A 23,661-nucleotide genomic window follows, 5' to 3' on the forward strand; every position below is an offset into this window, starting at 1 on the left:
TATGGAATTTTATAATGAAGAACGATACCAAACGAAATTAAACAGCCTAACACCGTTAGAATATCGGTACCAGGCTGCGGCATAGATTTTTATTTTTTTACTGTCCACTTGACAGGGCGCAGTTCACTGTGATATGTGCTCCCCCTGTTCCAGTTTTTTTATGATGATCGCGCTCCTATATTATTTATTCGTTTATAAATCCCCTAAGTACCCAAACAACTTCGCTACTCTGTCATTCGGTCGGTTATAACTCATGTAAAGGTTTGACCGCCTCGCTGTTCGATTCATTCGGTAGTTAATAGCTTCTGTAAACGCCTGAGTCACCCCGCTATTTGATCCACTCGGCCGCTTATACCCTTTCTAAACACTTGAACGACCTCGCTACTCGGTCCACTTGGTCGTTTATAGCTCTTCTAAACACCCGAACCACCCGGCTATTCGTCCAATCAGCAGTTAATGGATCTTTTATTCCCGAATAATACGTTCACCCATCATTCAGTAGTTAATCACTCTTCAAACGGTAGAACAACTTGCCAAGGCTCTAAACCTTTATACCCTTATCAAAGGGAAAACGTTAAGCTTTACAGTGTTAAAGTGATAAAGTATGATAAAGTATAGATGATTACAAGTACAAGAAGAGGTGGCGAGCATATTCCCTAACGCGTATAATGAGGTTGAATTTACCAAAATACGTGAATAGAAAGTTGTGGGATGATGAGAAAATTAATATTTATTACCGTAATCATTGGAATTCTATTAGTCGCCTGCTCAAAGGACGATGGAAGTGCTTCGAACCATGATGAAAAAGGGACAGACAGAGGCGAAAAGGGCAGCATTGAACAAGGAAATGGGGAGAATCAATATCCTCTAACCGGGCTTTATATAGATGCCCCAGTTGATAACCGCATAATCGGTGTGATGGTGAATAACCATAGACAAGCACGGCCGCAATCGGGACTAGCCGAGGCGGATATCGTATTTGAAATTTTGGCTGAAGCAAAGATTACAAGATTACTTGCGCTTTTCCAAAGTGAAATACCGGAAACAATCGGGCCGGTGCGCAGTGCACGGGAATATTATTTTGACTTGGCAAACCGCTACGGATCCCTTTACGTATACCACGGGGCAGCAGATTTTATCGATCAAATGATTATTGATCAGGGAATCCCTTTCTTAAATGGTTCGACTTATGATAATGATGGCCAGTTATTTACACGGGACGATTCCCGAAAAGCCCCCCATAACTCTTATTTATTAACGGATGCCATCAACGAGACGGCTGAAGGTAAGGGCTATGAAATGACAGTTGAATACGAACCATTACCATTTTTAAGTGATGAAGAAACTGCGGCAATCGAAGGGGAAGCAGCTGAACAAGTGGAAATTGTTTATAGTGAAAATCCATTTGAAACGGTGCAATATGTATTTGATGAGAGCAAGGGAACATATAAAAGATACAGTAATGAAGAGGAAACAGTGGACTTGAACACGGGAGCATCTGTTGAAGTCGCGAACGTGTTCATTATTGAAACGTTCCATGAAGTGGTTGATGATGCAGGTAGAAGGAATATTGACTTTGAGTCTGGAGGAGATGCCTATCTCATCCAAAATGGTAAAGTTCAAGAAGTAGAGTGGCAGAACGATGATGGTAGACTTGTTCCAATGAAAGACGGGCAGCCGGCTGGTTTCATGCCGGGCAAGACATGGATTAATGTCGTGCCGAATGATCCGAGTATGGAACAAACCGTAACGATATCCAATTAAGCATAGATTGGAGCAAGTCTGCCCTAACGAGAATCAGGAGGGTTTTCATTGCAAATTGATAAATTAAGAGGAGAACAATTGGATCAATTATTTGATGCCATGTTATCATTAAAGAATCGTGAAGAATGTTATCAGTTCTTCGATGATTTAGCTACAATGTCGGAAATTCAGTCTTTCGCCCAACGATTGCAAGTAGCAAAAATGCTCTTGGAAGGTTCCACGTATAGCTCGATTGAAACGGACACAAACGCTTCGACCGCAACCATATCAAGAGTACGCCGATGCATAAACTTTGGCAGTGATGGCTATAAACTAGTCGTCGATCGCCTGAAAGAACAGGAAAGCTAATAAAAAAGACAGCAGGGGAGAAGCATCTTCTGCTGTCTTTATTACCTCTATGATTAATCCTTTCAAAATCCACAATAAAATCCTCAATTCCCAGCTTGTTTTTTGTTATAATAAATCAATGGAAGAACATAATGGAGGATGGAACGGTTGACGAATCAATCTAATGTGTTAAAACAATGGAAGCATATCTTTAAATTAGATCCTGCGAAGCAAATATCTGATGAAGATTTGGATGCGGTTTGTGAATCTGGAACAGATGCTGTTATTATTGGTGGGACGGATAACATTACATTGGACGGGGTGCTCGATTTATTAGAACGAATAAAAATAAATCACCAGATACCTTGTATTCTTGAAGTTTCGGAAGAAGAAGCACTAACTCCCGGATTTGATTATTATTTCATTCCAATGGTCCTGAATTCCAAGGAAAAGAAATATATGATGGATGTACAGCATCAAGCGATAAAGGAATATAGTGATCTGATGCAATTCAGTGAGGTATTCTTTGAAGGCTACTGTATTTTAAATGAAGAAGCCAAAGCATTTACATACACGAATTGTTTTATGCCTGATACAGAGGACGTGCAAGCATACGCTTATATGGCGGAGCATGTATTCCATTTCCCGATATTTTATGTCGAGTACAGCGGGAAATATGGAGAAACGGAGCTTGTTGAAAAAGTAAGTGCTATACTGGATGATACGCTGCTTTTTTATGGTGGAGGAATTGAAACCAAAGAGCAAGCGGCGGAGATGAAACAACATGCAGATGTTGTAATTGTCGGCAACAGCATTTATACGAATATAAACGAAGCATTACAGACTGTGGATGCAGTGAAGAATAAATAAGGCGGTGGTAAAATGAGCCGGACAACGAATGAATTATTGACAGGACTTAATAAGGAACAACAGGAAGCAGTGAAGCATACGGACGGCCCTCTGCTCATTATGGCTGGAGCGGGAAGTGGGAAGACCCGTGTGCTTACTCACCGGATTGCTTATCTATTAGAAGAAAAAGGAGTCGCCCCACGAAATGTGCTTGCGATTACGTTTACGAATAAAGCTGCAAGAGAAATGCGTGAGCGTGTCATGCGTCTCGTTGGACCAGAGGCAGAGTTTATGTGGGTATCGACCTTCCACTCGATGTGTGTGCGGATTTTAAGAAGGGATATTGACCGGATTGGCTACAACCGGAATTTCACAATCTTAGACAGTGCCGATCAGCTCTCGGTTGTAAAGCAAGTACTTAAAAATATTGACCTTGACCCGAAACAGTATGACCCGCGGGCCATGCTCGGTCAAATCAGCTCGGCGAAAAACGAACTCATAACAGATGCAGAATTTGAACAGAAGGCCGGGAACTTTTTTGAACGGCAAGTGGCAAGAGTTTATTCCGGCTACCAGACGATGCTACGAAAAAACCAGTCCCTTGATTTCGATGATTTGATCATGCAAACGATTATTCTGTTTAAACGAGTACCGGAAGTTCTTGAATATTATCAGCGCAGATTCCAGTATATTCATGTCGATGAGTATCAGGATACGAACCATGCCCAATACTTCCTCGTGAAACAGCTTGCGAACCGTTATCAGAATCTCTGTGTTGTCGGAGATTCCGATCAATCGATTTATCGTTGGCGCGGGGCGGATATTGGGAATATATTAACTTTCGAAGAGGATTATCCGAGCGCAAGAACGATTCTTCTTGAGCAGAATTATCGCTCGACGAAATTCATCTTGCAGGCTGCCAATAATGTGATTGAAAATAACTCCGGCAGAAAACCGAAAAACCTCTGGACGGAAAATGATGATGGCAGCAAAATCACCTATTACGAGGGAACAACAGAACAAGATGAAGCATTATTTATAACGGATGAGATTCGTGGATTGATAAAAGACGGATACGGACCGGATGAGATTGCGATCCTTTACCGGACGAACGCCCAATCACGGGCAGTAGAGGATACACTTATGAAGTCGAACATATCTTACCAGATGGTTGGTGGGACAAGATTCTATGACCGGAAAGAGATTAAAGATATGCTTGCTTACTTACGTCTTATAACGAATCTTGATGATGATATAAGTTTTGAGAGAATTGTGAATGAACCAAAGCGTGGAATTGGTGCAACTACGGTCGAGAGGCTGAGAGCATATGCGGCGATTCATGATATTTCCTTTTTTGAAGCGGTAAAAGACGTAGACTTTACCGGTGTATCAAAAAGGGCCGCCCAATCCTTAGCAGAGTTCGGCGAGTTAATACAAAGCTTTGCCCAGCAACAGGATTTCTTAACTGCAACAGATATGGTGGAGCAAGTATTGCAACGTACCGGTTATGAGGAAATGCTGAAAAGGGAACAATCGCTTGAAGCCCAAAGCAGACTTGAGAACTTGGAGGAATTCAAGACGGTAACACAAGAGTTTGAAAAGAGTGCAGAAGAAGATAAAACCCTTGTTGCTTTTCTCACGGATCTCGCATTAATTGCAGATATCGACCGGATAGATGAGGAAGAGGAGACTGAACAGAAAGTTACACTAATGACGCTCCATGCGGCAAAAGGACTTGAATTCCCCGTTGTATTTTTAATTGGTATGGAAGAGAATGTCTTCCCGCACAGCCGCTCCATGTTTGATGAAGAAGAGATGGAAGAAGAGCGCAGGCTTGCGTATGTGGGAATTACTCGTGCGGAAAAAGTGCTCTATTTAACGAGCGCCAAAATGCGCACATTGTACGGTCGGACGAATATGAATCCGATCAGCCGCTTTATCCAAGAAATCCCGGAAGAACTGCTTGAAGGGATGGAACAGGCGAAGAAAAGCATGTTCGGAAGCTCCTTTGATAGGCGGACAGAAGAAACATCGCCACCGAAACGAAAAGCACGGCGCATGGTTCAAACATCCACTGCAGCAGATGAAGAATGGAAAGCAGGGGATAAAGCGAATCATAAGAAATGGGGCACGGGTACGGTTGTCCGTGTTCAGGGTGAAGGGGATAAAGTGGAGCTAGATGTCGCTTTCCCGGCACCGACAGGCATTAAACGCCTGCTTGCCCAATTTGCTCCGATAACGAAAGAATAGAGGTGCTTTTACTAGTGGATAAACAACTAGCAAAAGAACAGATTGATGCATTAAAAGAAGTGCTAAATCAATATGGTTATGAATATTACGTACTCGACAAGCCAACAGTGCCTGATGCAGAGTACGACGCGAAGTTAAGAGAGCTCGAAGAATTAGAAGGGAAGTTCCCTGAATTCATCACACCTGACTCGCCTACACAGCGGATCGGGGGCGCACCAATCGAAGGCTTTGAAAAGGTCCGCCATCAAGTGCCAATGCTAAGTCTTTCCAATGCTTTCAATGAAGAAGAACTCAGGGATTTTGCAAGACGGGTAACGAATGCCCTTGGCGAAAACTTCTCTTATATTTGTGAACTGAAAATTGATGGACTGGCTGTTTCCTTAACGTATGAGGACGGTAAATTTGTCCGTGGTGCAACCCGTGGAGACGGGACGGTCGGCGAAGATATTACGGTTAACCTGCGTACCGTAAGAAGTATTCCACTTACGATTAAAGAAAAGGAAACACTTGAAGTACGCGGGGAAGTCTTTATGCCAAAACCTTCATTTGAAAGATTGAACAAAGCAAGGGAAGAGAAGGAGCAGGAGTTATTTGCGAATCCGCGTAACGCAGCAGCAGGTTCTTTACGCCAATTGGATCCGAAAATCGCTGCGAGCAGGAATTTAGATGTTTTTCTATATGCTGTCGGTGTTTGGGAAGATAATACGCTTCCAACCCACAGCGCGAGATTGAATCGTCTAAAGGAACTCGGCTTCAAAACGAATCCGGAATGGAGGAAATACGAAACAATTGAAGAAGTAATGGAATTCGTTCATTACTGGACGGAAAAACGTCCGGATCTGCCATATGAAATTGACGGGATCGTCATAAAAGTTGATGATTTAAATCAACAAGAAGAGCTTGGCTACACAGCAAAGAGTCCAAGATGGTCGATTGCCTATAAGTTCCCAGCAGAAGAAGTCATGACGAAGCTGCTTGATATTGAATTAAGTGTTGGACGAACAGGAGTTGTTACCCCGACAGGAATCTTGGAAGCCGTTCGAATTGCCGGTTCGACGGTAGGTCGCGCATCCTTACATAATGAGGATCTTATTCGCGAACAAGATATTCGGATAGGAGATACTGTCGTTGTTAAAAAAGCGGGAGATATCATTCCGAAAGTCGTTCGATCAGTAAAGGAAGAGCGGACAGGCGAGGAAGTAGAATTTACGATGCCGTCTCACTGTCCTGCATGTGATACAGAGCTCGTTCGCTTGGAAGAAGAAGTAGCCCTTCGCTGTATTAATCCCAACTGTCCGGCGCAATTGATAGAAGGAATGATTCATTTCGTCTCACGTAATGCGATGAATATTGACGGGCTTGGAGAGAAGCTTGTCATGCAGCTGTTTAATGAAGGGTTAGTACACACTATTCCAGATCTTTACCGTTTAGAGAGGGAAGAACTGCTAGAACTCGAACGTATGGGAGAAAAATCAGTATCGAACTTACTGCATGCAATTGAGGCATCTAAAGAGAATTCGTTGGAGAAATTACTATTTGGTCTCGGCATCCGTTTTATCGGTGAAAAGGCTGCGCAGATTCTATCCCAAGAGTTTGAAACGATGGAACGATTGCAACAAGCAACGTACGAAGAACTTGTTGCGGTTGATGAAATTGGAGAAAAAATGGCTGATTCCATCGAACAATATTTTTCTGAGGATAAAGTGAACGAAATGCTCCAGGAATTACAGGAACTCGGTGTGAATATGGAGTACACTGGACCAAAAAAGGTAAGTGAGGCAATGACTAGTCCATTCATGGATATTACAGTCGTCCTTACTGGGAAACTGGAACAATTAAGCAGAAATGATGCGAAAGCAAAAATAGAAGCACTTGGCGGAAAAGTAACCGGCAGTGTGAGCAAGAAAACAGGTCTTGTCGTAGCAGGTGAAGCGGCAGGTTCGAAATATGACCGGGCACAAGAGCTCGGAATACCAATCTGGAACGAAGAACAGCTACTGGAAGCGTTAGATGATTAGGCAAGGAGTGAAGAATAATGAAAAAGCTAACGGTTCTATTATTATGTGCCCTCCTTGTGCTTACAAGCTGTGCACCGTCACTGGATGATGAAGATGAAGTATTGCAGAATGAGGAAGACACAGAGGTTGAAACGTCCATCGTTCCAGGAAGCCGCTTAGGGGAAGAGACTTATCGCATGATCCTCCCTTATCGGACGAGTGAAGCACGTGGTATCATTACGAATCAAGTGGCAAACCGCGTTGATATCGATGAGATGGAGGAGGGGTTGAGACGCCACTCCGTCGATGTGTTTGATCCGGAAGATTATTATTTTCAAGAAGGACGGTATTTGGATGAGTCGACCGTTATTAGTTGGATAGATGAGCTTAACCCGGATCGGCCGGAAAATTTGACAGACTGGGATAAGGAAACGAATGAAAATAACCCACGTATTTTCTCACATATTTTAGAACAAAATTATTTATTGCGAAGTGGTGAAGAGGACGATAACACCGTGCAAGTGGCAGGGATTTCGATCGGAATCGCCCTGAAATCCGTCTATCGTTATCAACTCGAACAAGGCGGAGATTATTTTTATTATGATGTTTCGATGAATGAAATGCTTGCAAAAGGTTATGAAATTGCAGAAACAGTTGTTGAACGACTGCGGGAATCGGAAGATGTTCCTGATGTGCCAATTCTAATCTCACTTTACCGGGAAGAAGCGCAAAACTCTCCTGTACCTGGAAACTATGTAACAAAAACGCTTGTACCAAGTGGTGATAACACGATTGGTAATTGGGAAGATATCGATGAAGAATATATTTTATTTCCATCTAATAAAGCGCGTAGTGAATATATAACAGACTATGAGAATTTCAATAACTTTGGAAATAAAATAGCTGAGTTCTTTCCAAATTATGTCGGAGCAATTGGCAGTGGTTTTTATGTTGATGGAGAACTCCAAAGGTTAACGATTGAAGTTCCAATCGAGTTTTACGGAAAAGCAGAAGTAATTGGTTTCACCCAATATGCCTATGACCGCGTCCAAGACATCTTCCCGAATTATTACGATTTGGAGATCAATGTCACTTCGAGCAACAATGTGGAAAGTCTTATTTACCGTAACGCTAAAGAAGAGCAACCGACGATTCATATCTATCATTAACATAACTAGACTTGAAGCTGAGACATATCTATTCTAATATGAGTTAAATCCGAACAGAACTGCTTACTAGCTCCGGGAATATACGAAGACTCCAGCAGGAGGAAAGGCATCGGTGAGACCCCGGAGGGCGGAATCCCAAGGAGGCTCACCAGCCGCCAAAGGATGCGCGAAGTATATTCCCGGAGCGGTGGTTGATACTCTTTCTTCATTTGTTCGGATTTATAATCATACCATGAAGTTATGTCCTAGGATCGAGTCTATTGCAGTTAAATGAAAGCGTTTTTATTTGAACGCTTTCATGAATTTCGTTACAATAATAGTTGGGAGTAAAGTAGAATGCAATATTGTATTGTAACAAAATCACGGAGGAGGTTTTTTACATGGTAGTACCATACAAACACGAACCTTTCACAGATTTTACTTTAGAGGAAAACCGCGAGAAGATGGAAGCTGCTTTGAAGCAAATCGAAGCAGATTTCGGTAAAGAATACCCACTTATTATTGGTGGAGAACGCATCATAACAGAAGATAAAATTAAAGTCGTAAACCCTGCAAATAAAGATGAAGTGTTAGGCTTTGTTTCGAAATCGAATAAAAAACTCGCGGATCAAGCGATGGAAGTTGCTGATGAAACGTTTAAAACGTGGAGAAAGTCGGATCCGAACTTCCGCGCTGGCATTCTATTCCGTGCAGCAGCAATTATACGACGCCGTAAGTTTGAATTCACTGCCCACCTCGTTAAAGAGGGCGGAAAACCGTGGAAAGAAGCGGATGCGGATACAGCAGAAGCGATTGATTTCCTTGAGTATTATGGCCGTCAAATGCTTAAAATAAAAGATGGTGCAAAAGTAAACAGCCGTCCAATCGAGCATAATCAGTTCCACTATATACCTCTGGGAGTAGGTCTTGTCATTTCGCCTTGGAATTTCTTATTCGCCATTATGGCAGGAACGACAACAGCAGCTATGGTAACTGGAAATACTGTTTTACTTAAACCAGCAAGTGCAACACCGATTATCGCTTATAAACTGATGGAAGTTTTAGAAGAAGCAGGTATGCCTAAGGGTGTTGTCAACTATATTCCAGGACCGGGAAGCGAAGTGGGCGACCATCTTGTAGAACATCCACGTACCCGTTTTGTTAGCTTTACTGGTTCCCGTGAAGTTGGTACACGTATCTTTGAACGTGCGGCTGTTGTCCAAAAGGGGCAAATCTGGCTCAAGCGTACGATTATCGAAATGGGTGGAAAAGATACGATTGTAGTAGATAATGAAGCAGATTTAGAACTTGCTGCAGAATCAATCGTTCAATCTGCCTTTGGCTTCTCCGGTCAAAAATGTTCTGCATGCTCACGTGCTGTCATTCATGAAGATGTATATGAACAAGTGAAGGATCGGGTGATTGAGCTCACGAATGAGCTGACGCATGGGGACCCATCAGACAATCGTCATTTTATGGGACCGGTTATTGATCAGGCAGCTTATGATAAGATTATGGGATATATCGAAATTGGGAAAGAAGAAGGAAAACTTGTTGCTGGCGGAGAAGGGGACGATAGTAAGGGCTGGTTTATTAAACCGACTGTATTTGCCGATGTTGGTCCGAAAGCGCGCATCATGCAAGAAGAAATCTTCGGCCCTGTTGTTGCATTAACGAAAGCGAAAGATTTTGATGAGGCAATTGAGATTGCGAACAATACGGAATACGGATTAACTGGAGCGGTCATAACAAATAATCGGGAACACCTGGAGCAAGCCCGTGAAGATTTCCATGTTGGAAACCTCTACTTCAACCGTGGCTGTACCGCAGCAATTGTCGGTTACCAGCCATTCGGAGGATTCAATATGTCCGGAACCGATTCCAAAGCAGGCGGTCCAGATTACCTCATTCAGCACATGCAAGGGAAGACAACGTCAGAAATGCTATAAATCTATGAAAAATGCCATTTTAATTGCTTGAAAAGTAATTTTAATGGCGTTTTTTCTTTTTGGAGGAAAATAGGAAAATTCCACCCTCGATAATCACTACTTAGAGACAGTAATTTTCCCAATATGAATTTTTTGAAATTATGCTATACTATAAATATATCAAAGATGAGAAGAGATAGTATTTTAGCAGAGGTGCAGGGGGAACTTATGATAGATATCGGCTCATTCATTAAAATGCAACGTACAAAACAAAAAATGACCTTGGGTGAGCTTGCAGAAGGAATTGTTTCCGTATCATACCTGTCAAAAATCGAGAATTTAAAGACAGAAGCAAGCCCGCATATTATTCAGCTCCTATGCAACCGACTTGGAATAGAACTCGGTCAAACAATGGATGATGTTATTGAGGAAAAATGTGAAAAATGGTTTAGCATGCTATTCTTTAACCAACAACAAGATGAAATTACGGAAGCATACGGAGAACTGCAGGAACTAATGGATACAAATTTATCAGATAATATGGTATTATTTGAAATCCATAAGATTCGTTATCATCTCCTCTTAGGAAAGAACAAGTCAGCGCTTGATCAGATTAATAAACTAAATAAGATGTCTACTTCGTTCGAAACTAGAGAGCTGTATTATTGGTTTAAATTTCGTGGGAATTATAATTCGCAAACTGGTGAAACAGGTATTGCGCTTGATAAATATTTAAAAGCCGAGGAATTAACGCGGAAACTCGAAGTGACAGATGATGAAATTGCGGATTTGCATTATACGATTTCCATTACATACAGCAAGTTAAGGCATACATTAGAAGCGATTGAATATGCAAACAAGGCACTTGACACATTCATGAAAAAGTATCATTTCATGCGGTGTGCTCAAAGTCATATTGTGTTAGGAATATCCTATCGCCGCATCAAAATGTATGATAAAGCGATTGAAAATTATAATCTGGCTAAACATCTTGCCGGTCTAAACAGTAATCAGGAACTCATTCAACTTACAAATCAAAATCTTGGCTATTTATATGCAACCCAAGGTAAGAATAAGGAAGCAATCAAATATTATTTAGAAATAGTAGACGATAACGTAATCAATGTTCAAGATAAAGTCGCTGCTATGACAGAACTGATTAAGGTTTATTATGAAATGGAAGAACTCGGGAAAGCGAATGAAATGATTGGCGAAGCTCTGGAATTATTGAAAAAGCATCCGAAAAACAGAGCATATGAATTTTATCATTATGTGATTCGCACATACCATTACTCGATTAATGATGAGGCAACGAAATTTGTGAATCTAGTCAAAGATAAATTCATCCCCTTTCTGAAAAAGCGGAAGGATTATGCTAATACGATTATCTTTGCAACAATGCTTGCCAAGCATTACGAAAGCATCCATAAATATAAGGATGCGACGAAATATTATAAACTCGCTAATGCTTCATATAAAGAGTTATCCAACATTTAAAGGAGGGATGTACAATGAAGAAGCTATTCTCAAGCCTTGCTTTAGCTGCTGTTCTCGTTTCTGGTGTCTTCCTTGCAGTAAATACAGATGCAGATGATTTAACATGGGGGGAGCGACATCCACCAATCTTCAATAATATAGGCGAATATTAATACTAGTACTTTCATCATTTTTTATTATCCCTAATAATGAAAAACAGTCTACCTGAAATGAGATTATTCATTTCAGGATTTTTTTGTCTAAAACAACCGAACGAGTGATTGGTTAGTTCTAGTACGCAGGGACTCCACATTTCTATGATAACTTGCGTGTGGTTAGACTTCTCTGCTATCATCATTAGTGATATAATAATAAAATGTAATAAATGAGTTAATTTGATAATGGAGGTTCAAGTGATGGCAGACAATATTTCAAAAGAACGCGTCATGCATGTTGCTGATTTGGCAAGGCTTCATATTACAGATGAGGAAGCAGAAAAGCTTGCGGAGGAGTTACAGTCGATCATTAAACATGCCGAGCAGCTCACAGAACTAGATACGACAAATGTTGAGCCAACAACCCATGTGATTCATTTAGAAAACGTGATGAGGAAAGATGAACCAAGAACGGATTGGATTACCCAAGAGGAAGCGCTGAAGAATGCTCCTGATCATAAAGACGGTCAATTCCGCGTACCATCTATTCTTTCTGAGTAATCGTTTAAATTAAGGAGGAAATCCCATGTCATTATTTGACCACTCGATTAAGGAACTTGAAGAGAAGCTACATAATAAAGAGATTTCGGTCCAAGATTTAGTGAAAGCTTCCTTTGATCGGATCAAGGAAGTAGATGATGAAATCCAGGCCTTTATTACGCTGGATGAAGAGAATGCCATGAAACAGGCAAAAGAATTGGACGAGAGTTCGGAGGAGAAGAGCCTTTTCGGTCTTCCAATCGGACTAAAAGATAATATTGTTACAAAAGGTTTACGCACAACAAGTGGAAGCAAGATATTAGATAATTTCAATGACCCGCTCTATGATGCGGAAGTTGTTGAAAAGTTAAAAGAACAAAAAACAATTACGATCGGTAAATTAAACATGGATGAGTTCGCGATGGGCTCTGGCACAGAGTACTCCGCATACAAAAAGACGAAAAATCCATGGGATACGGACCGCGTTCCTGGAGGATCCAGTGGTGGCTCAGCAGCTGCGGTAGCGGCAGGTGAAGTCATGTTTGCTTTAGGATCTGATACGGGTGGATCCATTCGCCAACCTGCAGCATTTTGTGGCGTTGTAGGAATGAAACCGACGTATGGCCGTGTTTCTCGTTTTGGTTTGGTTGCTTTTGCTTCTTCCTTGGATCAAATTGGCCCGATTACTCGTACAGTTGAGGACAATGCCCGGGTACTGGAAGTAATTGCCGGACATGATGAGAAAGACTCGACAAGTGCAAATCTTGAAGTACCTGAATTTACGGATGCTTTAACGAACGATGTTAAGGGTCTTAAAATCGCTGTGCCAAAAGAATATCTTGGTGAGGGTGTCACGCAGGAAGTTAAAGATGCTGTTAAAGCAGCCGTTGAAAAGTACGAATCCCTCGGAGCGACTTGTGAAGAGGTATCCTTACCACATTCGAAATACGCATTATCCACTTACTATATACTCGCATCAGCAGAAGCGTCCGCAAGTCTTGCTCGCTTTGACGGTGTCCGATATGGTGTGCGTGCAGAAAATGTAGAAGACATGATTGATATGTACAAGCGTTCTAGAAGTGAAGGTTTTGGTGAAGAAGTAAAACGCCGAATTATGCTCGGTACGTTTGCACTTAGCTCCGGCTATTACGATGCTTACTATAAGAAAGCACAAAAGGTGCGTACGTTAATCAAAAATGATTTCGAGAAAATTTTTGAAGAATATGATGTAATCCTCGGACCGACTGCACCAACAACTGCCTTCAAATTGGGCGAAGAAATAAATGATCCGCTGACAATTTATGCAAATGATATTTTAACCATCCCTGTAAACCTTGCAGGTGTTCCGGCAATTTCTGTTCCGTGCGGAGTCTCAAGTGAAGGATTACCGATTGGACTGCAAATCATCGGTAAACATTTTGATGAAGTGAATGTTTACCGAGTTGCTCATGCATTCGAGCAAGCGACAGACTTTCATAAACAACGCCCCGACATTGGAGGTGCGGCTAAATGAATTTTGAAACGATTATTGGTTTAGAAGTACACGTTGAATTAAAAACAAAATCTAAAATCTTCAGCCCAAGTGTCAATGCTTTCGGAAATCAGCCAAACGTGAACGTAAACCCGATTGACTTGGCTTATCCGGGAACACTTCCTGTACTGAATGAAGAAGCGGTGAATTTCGCGATGAAGGCGGCAATGGCCCTGAATTGTGAAATCACAACAAACATGACATTTGACCGTAAAAACTATTTCTATCCAGATAACCCGAAAGCTTATCAGATCACTCAGGACGAAAATCCAATTGGCCGGAATGGCTGGATTGAAATCGAAGTCGACGGGAAAAAGAAACGCATTGGAATTACCCGTATCCATATGGAAGAGGATGCTGGTAAATTAACCCACGGAGATGACGGCTATTCTTATGTCGACTTCAACCGTGCAGGTACCCCGTTAATTGAAATTGTCTCTGAGCCTGATATACGTACACCGGAAGAAGCATATGCTTACCTGGAGAAATTAAAGAATATCATCCAGTACACAGGTGTTTCGGATGTGAAGATGGAGGAAGGTTCCTTACGTTGCGATGCGAACATTTCCTTACGCCCAATCGGTCAAGAGAAGTTCGGAACAAAGGCTGAACTGAAAAACTTGAACTCCTTTTCATTTGTTCAAAAAGGACTTGAATTTGAAGAGAAACGCCAAGAGAAGGTATTGCTTTCCGGTGGTGTAATTGAACAAGAAACCCGCCGTTATGACGAAAAGACAAAAGAAACGATTCTGATGCGTGTGAAAGAAGCAGCAGACGATTATCGTTACTTCCCAGAACCGGACCTTGTCAGTTTATATGTTGATGACGCATGGATGGAGCGAATCAAGCGTGAAATCCCTGAGCTTCCAGATGCACGGAGAGAACGTTACGTAAAAGAACTTGAACTTTCCGCGTATGATGCTGGCGTACTTACAAGCTCAAAGGAAATGGCTGATTTCTTTGAAGCAGCAATAGCAGAAGGCGCAGACATCAAACAAGCTTCCAACTGGCTCATGGGTGAAGTCTCCGCTTATATGAACAAGCATTTGAAGGAGCTTCATGATCTTGCCATCACACCGACATCTCTTGCAACATTAATCAAGCTGATTGAGGATGGAACGATTTCCTCTAAAATCGCGAAGAAAGTATTTGCAGAGATTGTGGAAAAAGGCGGTGACCCAGAGAAGGTTGTTCAAGACAAAGGTCTCGTCCAACTCTCAGACCCTGTGAAGCTGCAAGAAATTATCAATGGAGTGCTTGATGAGAATGAACAGTCCATCATCGACTTCAAGAACGGGAAAGACCGTGCACTCGGATTCCTCGTTGGTCAGACGATGAAAGCGACGAAAGGTCAAGCGAACCCGCCGATGGTGAACAAGATATTGAAAGAAGAATTAGAGAAACGTTAAGATGAACATAAACGGGGAACCTTGTAACAACAGGGTTCCCTTTTTCTCTGTATAAAAAATATTACATGTTGTTCTGGCTATTATACTTGGTGAAAGTGGGTTATTAGATAAAAGAATAGCCGACACTGTGAAACCTGTCTAGTAGAGAGTCTCTATCGGACAACAATTTAGCTGATCGTGTGAACTTGTCTCATAGGAGCACTCTAGCGGACAAAAAATGAACTAGTTCCGTAAAACTGTCTAATAGAAGTATTCTATTAGACAAAAAAGGAATAACTGATTTAGAACTTGGCTTTTATAAAAATGCAAGGCTTAAATTTACTGGATATAAGCTCCTACTTTTAAATTTCAGTAAAAAGGATTATGATGGAGAATAGAGTTTACAATGACAGTGGCCCTTATGCTAAACAGGGAGGAATACGAATGAAAAGAGCGCGTGTGATATATAATCCAACTTCAGGGAAGGAGGCAGTTAAGAAAGAATTGCCACTCATCCTAGAAACATTGGAAATCGCGGGCTATGAAACATCTGCCCATGCGACGACAGGCGAGAACGATGCGATGGAAGAAGCGAGGCGTGCGGTCGAGCGAGAATATGATCTCCTTATTGCAGCAGGAGGTGACGGGACGATTAATGAAGTTATCAATGGGATTGCAGAACAATCATACCGTCCAAAGCTCGGCATCATTCCAGCGGGTACGACGAATGACTTTGCAAGGGCGTTGAATATCCCGCGGGATATTAAAAAAGCACTTGAAATAATTGTTGCTGACGAGACAATAGATCTTGATATCGGTAAAGTGAATGACCAATATTTCATCAATATCGCAGGTGGCGGCCGGTTAACCGAGCTCACCTATGATGTTCCAATCAAGTTGAAAACCGTCCTCGGCCAGCTTGCTTATTATATTAAAGGAATTGAGATGCTCCCGTCCTTGAAACCGGCAAGGGCAAGAATCGAGTATGATGGTAATGTTCTCGATGAAGATATTATGTTATTTCTAATATCCAATTCGAACTCGGTTGGAGGCTTTGAAAAGCTTGCACCAGACGCGAAACTTGATGATGGCTATTTCGATATGCTTATTTTAAAGAAAGTGAATTTAGCGGAGTTCATTCATATCGCAAGCCTTGCACTCAGGGGCGCGCATTTGAATAACGATAATATCATTTATGCGAAATCAAAACGGATTAAAGTCACTCCATCAGAGAAAATGCAGTTGAATATTGATGGAGAATATGGCGGTCTGCTGCCAGGTGAATTTGTCAATTTGAACAAGCATATTGAAATCATCGTCCCCGAAATATTTATCCACCAACAAATTGAAGGTTTAAAGGAAGATTAACATGGCAAAATCACAAGCTCCTGTAAAGAAAAATGAATACGTAACATTAACTTTTGAAGACCTGACACATGAAGGAAATGGTGTTGGGAAGGTAGGGGGCTATCCATTATTTGTCCCGAATGGTCTACCTGGAGAAGAAGCAGTCGTGAAAGTAATCAAAGTGAATAAAAATTTCGGGTTCGGTAAATTGATTGAGCTGAAGAGTACAAGTGAAGAAAGGGTTGATCCTACTTGTCATGTGCATTGTGGTGGTTGCCAGTTGCAACATATGAGCTATAACCTCCAACTGCAAATGAAGCAGAATCAAGTACAGAATGTCATGAAGAAGATTGGACATCTGGAACATGTGCTGGTTCATCCAATCATCGGGATGGACAACCCATTTCATTACCGAAACAAAGTGCAAATTCCGGTTGGAGAAAAAGACGGAAAACTTATTACCGGTTATTATCAAAAGCGAAGTCATCGGATCGTTGAAGATTTAGATACGTGCAGCAGCCAGGCCGAGGAAATTAATGAGATTCTTCCGGAAGTGAAAAATATCGCAAACCGGATTGGGATCGAAGCATATGACGAGGAAAACCATCGCGGAGTCTTGCGCCATATCATGCTCCGGACCGGTTATGCAACAAGAGAAATAATGCTTGTTTTAGTCACCAAATCAAATAAACTTCCGGGTAAAGAAATGTTGATTCAGGAACTGACGGAGAAATTTCCCAATATCAAATCCATCGTGCAAAATATTAACGAGCAACGCACGAACCTTATTCTTGGTAAGAAAACGAAAGTGTTATGGGGAGAAGAATATATCCATGATAAAATTGGCGACCTGACGTTTGCCATTTCAGCAAAATCATTTTATCAAGTGAATCCTGTACAAACTAAAGTACTTTATGATAAAGCTTTGGAATATGCCAAGATCGATGAGAATGATGTCGTGATTGATGCATATTGTGGTATCGGTACGATTTCATTATTCTTAGCACAAAAGGCAAAGAAAGTATATGGAGTGGAAGTTGTTCCGGAAGCAATTCAGGATGCAAAAGCAAACGCAAAACTAAACGACATGGATAACGTAGAATTTGTCGTTGGACAAGCAGAGAAGGTTATGCCGGAATGGAAACGTGAAGGTTTAGATCCAGATGTGATTGTTGTGGATCCGCCACGAAAAGGCTGTGCACCGGAGTTTCTTGAAGCTATGATCGAAATGGAACCGAAGCGGATTGTGTATGTATCTTGTAATCCTTCGACATTAGCGCGAGATCTTCGAATATTAGAAGATGGTGGGTATCGTACAATTGAAGTGCAGCCGGTTGATATGTTTCCGAATACGCCGCATGTGGAGTGCGTAGCATTGATGTCTAGGTAAGTGTCTAATTAAAAAATACATTTGCTCGTCATAATAAACTCTTGCTAACTTCACCACCAATTCTGTAAGAATAAACATTTGCTTTTTCAATATCAAATCCAATAATTACTCGGGTTTTCCTCATAAGGAGCCCGAGTTTTTTTCATGTCTTTTTCCAATAACTTTTCAATACAGTTATGTTCCTAACCCATTGATATTACTAGCTTTGTCCAATATCCGATTCAATACTAATTCAATAACAAATCAATACTTATCCAATAATTCCTCTTTGTTCTTCATCTCTTATGTCCATTGTTTTTCTTCAATCCATTCCCAAAACTATATTATAACTCTCCAAAAACCATGAAAAACAGCCGAAAAAGGCCCGAAAAACGGTCATTTTTGAACCGAGAAAGTGTGAAAATAGGGGTTCCGTAGCAAAACTATATTATAACTCAAACGGTGGAATGCGGGTTGGAGGGGCGGAAAAAAGCAGGGGGTTATTATGGTTGTACAGTAAGATGAATAAGAAGAGTTGAAGTATTGATAGAATAAAGTTTACAGGGTTTCTCCAACGGTTATTTAAGTAAGTAAACGGGTGGAACCCCTTTTGCTGTTGGGGTTTAAATGCCTAAAATATGGGTTGACTTGATAGAATAGATTTTCAGTAGGGGAATTGACAAGATAGATAGATGGAGGAAATCATGTTAGATTTAGACTAATTAACATTGCGAAAGTGCATCTATTATAATTAGTCTAAATGTATTATTTACAATATGATTCCTGGAGGATAAGAAGATATCTGAAAATAGAAAAGTCCATTTCATTCCACCAAGAACTATTTAAAGTGAGAAACGACAAGGGGTATATTGTCGAGTCAACTCAAACAGCACGGAACAATTAAATAGTCTAACAAACCAAGTGAGGGAAGGTTTTTTATTCTACTAAAATAGAGCTATCTTGTATGTTGCTATTAGAATATAGAATTGATTAATTAATTATAAGTAACTTATGAGCAATTTCTCCTTGTACAACAAGAAAGAAAAAATATTATGTGTATAAAGTTACCCATAGAATGTGGTAGTCTATAATATGTAGTCAGATTTCAATAAACTGACTTCAAATTAAAAAGGAGATGGGTATATGATCAATCGAGCAATTCAGTTTGCTACAGCTTGTCACGTGAATCAAACGAGAAAGGGAACAGACATCCCATATATATTGCACTGTCTTGAGGCAGGAACAATTGCAGCAAATTTGACGAACGAAAATGATAGAGTTGATAGTGATGTAGTGTCCGCTTCAATACTACATGACACGATAGAGGATGCCTATGTATCTTATGAAACACTTAAAGAAGTATTTAATGAAAACATTGCAAATTTAGTTCGAAGTCAGAGTGAAGATAAGTCTAAAAAATGGATGGATAGAAAACAAAATACACTAAACCGCTTAAAGACAAATAAATCAAAAGACATTGAAATTGCTACACTTGCTGATAAATTGTCAAATATGAGATCTATATTCAAAGACTATGAAATTGAAAATGAAAAACTTTGGGAAAAATTTAATGCCGGGAGAGAATTACAACATTGGTATTACAAATCCATTGCAGAATCATTATATCAAGTTAGAGGCACAAAAGAATATAGAGAATATAAAGACCTCATTAAAAAAGTTTTTGAAATTAGATAAACTTGTGAAGCTTCACAGTAACAACACCCCACTGGAAGGATCCTACTTTAGTAGTATGTCTATCTATATTGCCACTGGATTTAAAGTATTCACTACTAATCGACCAGGTAATAAAACCTAGATATATCTTCTTAAATGTCTTATGATTATATAGTCGAATGAATTTCATAATTACCAAAGTCGGCTTTCCCATCACTATATGTAGTTGGGAACGAACCAACTCAACTACATATGGTGATGGTGATGCATTGAATACGTATTATGAAATTCATTAAGTCGTCCACAAAACTATAAGTAGAAGGGAGTATTACAGAATATGTATGATAAAGATTTGTTAGTACTATATATATTGGAAATATTGTCTGAATATGCTAATGAGGACAAAAAGATCTATCAACAAGATATATTAAATCTATTAGAAAGAAATTATAATATAGAAGTAACGAGAAAAACCCTTGGTAAACGTATTGCTTCCCTGAGATATTGTGGATATATTGAGGGAGAGCGAGGAATTTACAAGAAGAATAAATTCAAGGATGATGAATTAAGAATCCTCATCGATAGTATATTATTTGCCCCATACATACGAGCAGAAGAAGCAAAAGCCATCATAGAAAAATTAAAATCTCTATCCCCTGTAAGTTTAAAAAATAAGAATCGCAATATACATTATGTACAAAGCCTTAGTAGAACAAGTAACGAGAATCTGTATCCTGTATTAGACGAGATCGACGAAGCAATTGAAAAGAGGAAACAGATTAAAATTACGGTATGCCGATTTAATGAACATGCAGAATTAGAAAATGTTCGCACAGAAATCATTCATCCGTATTATATCGTCAACTCTAATTCTAGATATTATGTCATCTGTTATGCGGGGAGAGGAGATCGATTAGAGAGCAGGCGAATAGATAGAATATCAGAAGTAGAAATATTAGTAAAGCCTATCAATCCACTAAGAAACATTATTGGAGAAAGGCAAAACTTTGATTTAGCTAAATATATGAATGAACATATCTATATGTTTAGCGGTGAAAGTGTGCCAATAAAAATAAAAATGAAGAAAGAACATATCGGTATTTTCATCGATTGGTATGGAACGGATTATACAATCAGTGAAAAGGACGAAAATGAAATAATGATACGTGTGAGAGCAAATGAAAATGCAACTTATTACTGGGCATTACAATATGGTCATTTAGTAGAAATTGTAGAACCTCTTAGTTTAAGAGGAAAATTGAAGCAAGGACTTAAAGATATCTTGAAAAAATATGAATAATATCTCTTATGGGAGTTATTTGACACATAACTTTATGTATAGTGAATAATGTAAGGTAGTTAAGACGATTAAGAATAAATGATGTATGAAAGTAAAAATATATATAAAAGGGGATCATAATATGAACAACATAATTACAAAAGAACAATATCAAGCATTAAAAGAAACTGGATTAAACTTCGCAACGATTGCAAGAAAATACTTAACAAAAAGTGAAATCAAGGCAATTCCCTTTCAAAAGGTATTATCCTTAGAGCCAGAAGAAGGCGGTAGCTTTGCTAACTATAGTAGCTTTGCCTATTGGATCGACCAAACGAAAAAGAAAGCTCATGAGGAGGCCGCAGCAAATATAGAGGTGTTACAAGATTGGGATAAGCTACAAGCTGAAGGCGCCACATTAAGATCAGGGTTTGTCTTGTTAGGTGTGAATGCTGGAGCAAAGGGCATCGACTTAAAAGCGGCCGAAGGTACTGAAACATTAGAGCACTTTGAAATGTTTCAAGTACGCAGTATTAAGTCAGGTGAAAGACGTCAACCGATTCCAAGTCCAATAAAATATAAAAATGCTCTGATGCAAAATGAAGACGATAAAGAGTTCTATAATCAGGCAGTGAGTGGAACTTATATGACAGACTTTATAAAAGGATTCCCAACGAGTTATGGACCTGATATTAAAAAAGCAATGAATAAAGCAATAGATAAATTAAATTACGACAAAACTCAAGGAGAAGAGTTCTATAACAACTTCTGTAAATTATTCGGTGAAATCCTAAAGAATGAGCTAGACCTATTAGGTGGTAAAACGCACACGTTAATAGTCATGGGGAAAAATCCAAAGCAAAATATTGTTAATGATTTCTTGAGAAGAAGTGGCTTGGATAAGGAGTTCAGGATCGTAAATATAAGCCATTATTCAGGAACACCAAAATCTACAGCATTAGCAGAAGAGCTGAAAGAAGCTTTCACAACTGAAGAACGTTAATTGAAATTGAAGGGGATCATTTCTCCTTGCTAGTATTACTAGAATCATACATAAAATAGAAGGATATATAAAAAGCCCTGAATTCTTCATGAATCTGTGAATTCAGGGTGTTTCATTGTACTGAATGCTATAGAGGGACCAGGATCATACGAATCTACGATAGACTAGGAGAGGGTAAACTTATGGATAAAGACAACATGTTAAAAGCTAAACATGGAAAAGTATGTATCATCAATACAGCAGGAAAAATAGTAATCGAACCAGAAATAGAAGTTGATACAATATATTATCCAAGTAATGGTCTATGCCAAGTGGGAAGGGATGGTAAATATGGCTATATAGATGAGACTGGTAAATTGGTCATCCCTTTAAAGTATAAAAAAGTCTTTCCATTTTCTGAGAATGGATTAGCTTTTGTTCTACGTGAAAATGGCTTAGGAGGGTATATTGACAAGCACGATAACTTTGTCATACATCCAATCTATGAATCTGGATCTACCTTTAGATTTGGCTTTGCAGCAGTATCGAGAAATGGAGAGTATACATTCATACACGAAGATGGAAATAAAGCAGTCGACCACACATTCAAATATGCAAGTGGATTTGCTGCGTCTGGACTTGCGAAAACGCAGGAATTTGATGGAAGGTATGGTCTGATGGATGCAACAAGTATGCCGGTACTTATCTTGAAACATGGATGTGAATTAGCGGAATTTAAGGGAGATAGTAAGATTACTAAATTTAGAGTGAATGAAAAAGAGGCATTGATAAATTCCCAGGGAGAAATTATCACAGGATTGAACTATGACAAGGTTATCATTTCACCAAATTCAAAGTTACATCCATTTTTGCGGAATGGTTTATGGGGATACATAGATGATGAAGGTAATGAGATAATAGCCAATATATACAAAGTAGTTTCGGAATTTTCGGAATTTAATGTAGCAGCTGTAAAATCATATCATCCATTGGCAGAGAACAATTTAGTCGATTTTTACATAAATGATCGGGATGAAATAATAGACAACAAATTAATAGAATTTATCAACCAACTACTGAGTTACAGATTCTCTAACGTAAGTAGATTTAAGAATGGACTAGCATTAGCAGAGAAAAAAGAAGAAATAAGAGATATCAGTGAAAAACGAGGGAAAGATGAGTGTACAAGAAGTTGTAAAGTCAAAGCAGATGAGGAAGATTATTACGCAGAAAAACTACATGAGGTTGAAATATACTTTAATAGTATGGATAAGAAAGGGATATATAAATTTATAAATGAAGAACTAAGAGCTGATGTAAGAGTATTAGATGTACATGATAATTATGTTAAGTTATTATGGCCCCTTCAACCACATCTAAAATCTGCAGATGTTGAAAATACATTGGATGATGCCCTGAATGATGGAAAACTAGGAAGATATAATTATGATTGGATTGATTGAAAAGTTATGTAAGAAAATTAACTTAAAAATATAGGAATAAGATTCTTATGCGCAAAATATGACCCATTACTTATTATATAATCAAATGTGTAGAGAAGTTAAGATAAATAAGAAAATCTCCTTTTATTCAAAAGGAGATCATAGAATACTCTAGCTTTATCTTTAGGATATGAAGAAAAAGCTTGACATTTACA

General features: G+C 39.6%; 18 protein-coding genes. All 18 read left to right on the forward strand.

The genetic code is table 11. The features are described 5' to 3' along the window. Positions 1-711 precede the first annotated feature (711 nt). The 18 genes from LZD48_RS17795 to LZD48_RS17880 all read left to right on the forward strand — a co-directional run bounded on the left by LZD48_RS17795 (position 712) and on the right by LZD48_RS17880 (position 23,467). Entirely contained in the window at positions 712-1,764 is a 1,053-nt protein-coding gene (locus tag LZD48_RS17795; RefSeq protein WP_310739869.1) for a DUF3048 domain-containing protein, read from the forward strand. A gap of 48 nt (positions 1,765-1,812) precedes the next feature. After that, complete coding sequence (locus LZD48_RS17800) at positions 1,813-2,112, forward strand: YerC/YecD family TrpR-related protein (RefSeq protein ID WP_235764035.1); 300 nt, start codon at positions 1,813-1,815, stop codon at positions 2,110-2,112. Positions 2,113-2,259: 147 nt separating this feature from the next. After that, positions 2,260-2,961: a heptaprenylglyceryl phosphate synthase gene (pcrB, locus tag LZD48_RS17805; protein ID WP_255771136.1), complete on the forward strand. Its 702-nt coding sequence runs from the start codon at positions 2,260-2,262 to the stop codon at positions 2,959-2,961. Between the two features lie 12 nt (positions 2,962-2,973). Further along, positions 2,974-5,190: a DNA helicase PcrA gene (gene pcrA / locus LZD48_RS17810; protein ID WP_235764036.1), complete on the forward strand. Its 2,217-nt coding sequence runs from the start codon at positions 2,974-2,976 to the stop codon at positions 5,188-5,190. Positions 5,191-5,204: 14 nt separating this feature from the next. Beyond that, entirely contained in the window at positions 5,205-7,208 is a 2,004-nt protein-coding gene (gene ligA / locus LZD48_RS17815; RefSeq protein ID WP_235764037.1) for an NAD-dependent DNA ligase LigA, read from the forward strand. A 17-nt stretch (positions 7,209-7,225) separates the two neighbouring features. Continuing rightward, a complete protein-coding gene (locus LZD48_RS17820) occupies positions 7,226-8,356 on the forward strand; it encodes a CamS family sex pheromone protein (protein WP_235764038.1) in 1,131 nt (376 codons plus the stop codon). A 380-nt stretch (positions 8,357-8,736) separates the two neighbouring features. Then, positions 8,737-10,284, forward strand: a complete 1,548-nt coding sequence (pruA, locus tag LZD48_RS17825; protein ID WP_235764039.1) for an L-glutamate gamma-semialdehyde dehydrogenase — start codon at positions 8,737-8,739, stop codon at positions 10,282-10,284. Between the two features lie 207 nt (positions 10,285-10,491). After that, on the forward strand, positions 10,492-11,760 hold the full coding sequence (locus LZD48_RS17830; protein ID WP_235764040.1) for a helix-turn-helix domain-containing protein: 1,269 nt from the start codon (positions 10,492-10,494) through the stop codon (positions 11,758-11,760). Positions 11,761-11,774: 14 nt separating this feature from the next. Next, positions 11,775-11,912: a hypothetical protein gene (locus LZD48_RS17835; RefSeq protein WP_235764041.1), complete on the forward strand. Its 138-nt coding sequence runs from the start codon at positions 11,775-11,777 to the stop codon at positions 11,910-11,912. A gap of 243 nt (positions 11,913-12,155) precedes the next feature. Beyond that, positions 12,156-12,455: an Asp-tRNA(Asn)/Glu-tRNA(Gln) amidotransferase subunit GatC gene (gene gatC / locus LZD48_RS17840; RefSeq protein WP_235764042.1), complete on the forward strand. Its 300-nt coding sequence runs from the start codon at positions 12,156-12,158 to the stop codon at positions 12,453-12,455. Between the two features lie 25 nt (positions 12,456-12,480). Then, a complete protein-coding gene (gene gatA, locus LZD48_RS17845) occupies positions 12,481-13,947 on the forward strand; it encodes an Asp-tRNA(Asn)/Glu-tRNA(Gln) amidotransferase subunit GatA (RefSeq protein WP_235764043.1) in 1,467 nt (488 codons plus the stop codon). Next, the gene (gene gatB / locus LZD48_RS17850; protein WP_235764044.1) at positions 13,944-15,374 is read left to right on the forward strand and encodes an Asp-tRNA(Asn)/Glu-tRNA(Gln) amidotransferase subunit GatB; all 1,431 of its coding nucleotides are present in this window, start codon (positions 13,944-13,946) and stop codon (positions 15,372-15,374) included. The genes gatA and gatB overlap by 4 nt, the downstream gene beginning before the upstream one ends. A gap of 423 nt (positions 15,375-15,797) precedes the next feature. Beyond that, the gene (locus LZD48_RS17855) at positions 15,798-16,721 is read left to right on the forward strand and encodes a diacylglycerol kinase (RefSeq protein WP_235764045.1); all 924 of its coding nucleotides are present in this window, start codon (positions 15,798-15,800) and stop codon (positions 16,719-16,721) included. 1 nt (position 16,722) lies between these two features. After that, positions 16,723-18,090 carry a 23S rRNA (uracil(1939)-C(5))-methyltransferase RlmD gene (gene rlmD, locus LZD48_RS17860; protein WP_235764046.1) on the forward strand — a complete coding sequence of 456 codons (1,368 nt, stop codon included), beginning with the start codon at positions 16,723-16,725 and terminating at the stop codon, positions 18,088-18,090. A gap of 1,122 nt (positions 18,091-19,212) precedes the next feature. Then, on the forward strand, positions 19,213-19,764 hold the full coding sequence (locus LZD48_RS17865; RefSeq protein ID WP_235764047.1) for an HD domain-containing protein: 552 nt from the start codon (positions 19,213-19,215) through the stop codon (positions 19,762-19,764). Positions 19,765-20,080: 316 nt separating this feature from the next. Continuing rightward, the gene (locus LZD48_RS17870; protein WP_235764048.1) at positions 20,081-21,043 is read left to right on the forward strand and encodes a helix-turn-helix transcriptional regulator; all 963 of its coding nucleotides are present in this window, start codon (positions 20,081-20,083) and stop codon (positions 21,041-21,043) included. Positions 21,044-21,164: 121 nt separating this feature from the next. Further along, positions 21,165-22,025 carry a hypothetical protein gene (locus LZD48_RS17875; RefSeq protein ID WP_235764049.1) on the forward strand — a complete coding sequence of 287 codons (861 nt, stop codon included), beginning with the start codon at positions 21,165-21,167 and terminating at the stop codon, positions 22,023-22,025. A gap of 182 nt (positions 22,026-22,207) precedes the next feature. Further along, positions 22,208-23,467, forward strand: coding sequence for a WG repeat-containing protein (locus LZD48_RS17880; RefSeq protein ID WP_235764050.1), 1,260 nt, complete (start codon positions 22,208-22,210; stop codon positions 23,465-23,467). Positions 23,468-23,661 lie beyond the last annotated feature (194 nt).

It is taken from the genome of Oceanobacillus alkalisoli, from assembly GCF_021556485.1.
Classification (GTDB): domain Bacteria; phylum Bacillota; class Bacilli; order Bacillales; family Amphibacillaceae; genus Oceanobacillus; species Oceanobacillus alkalisoli.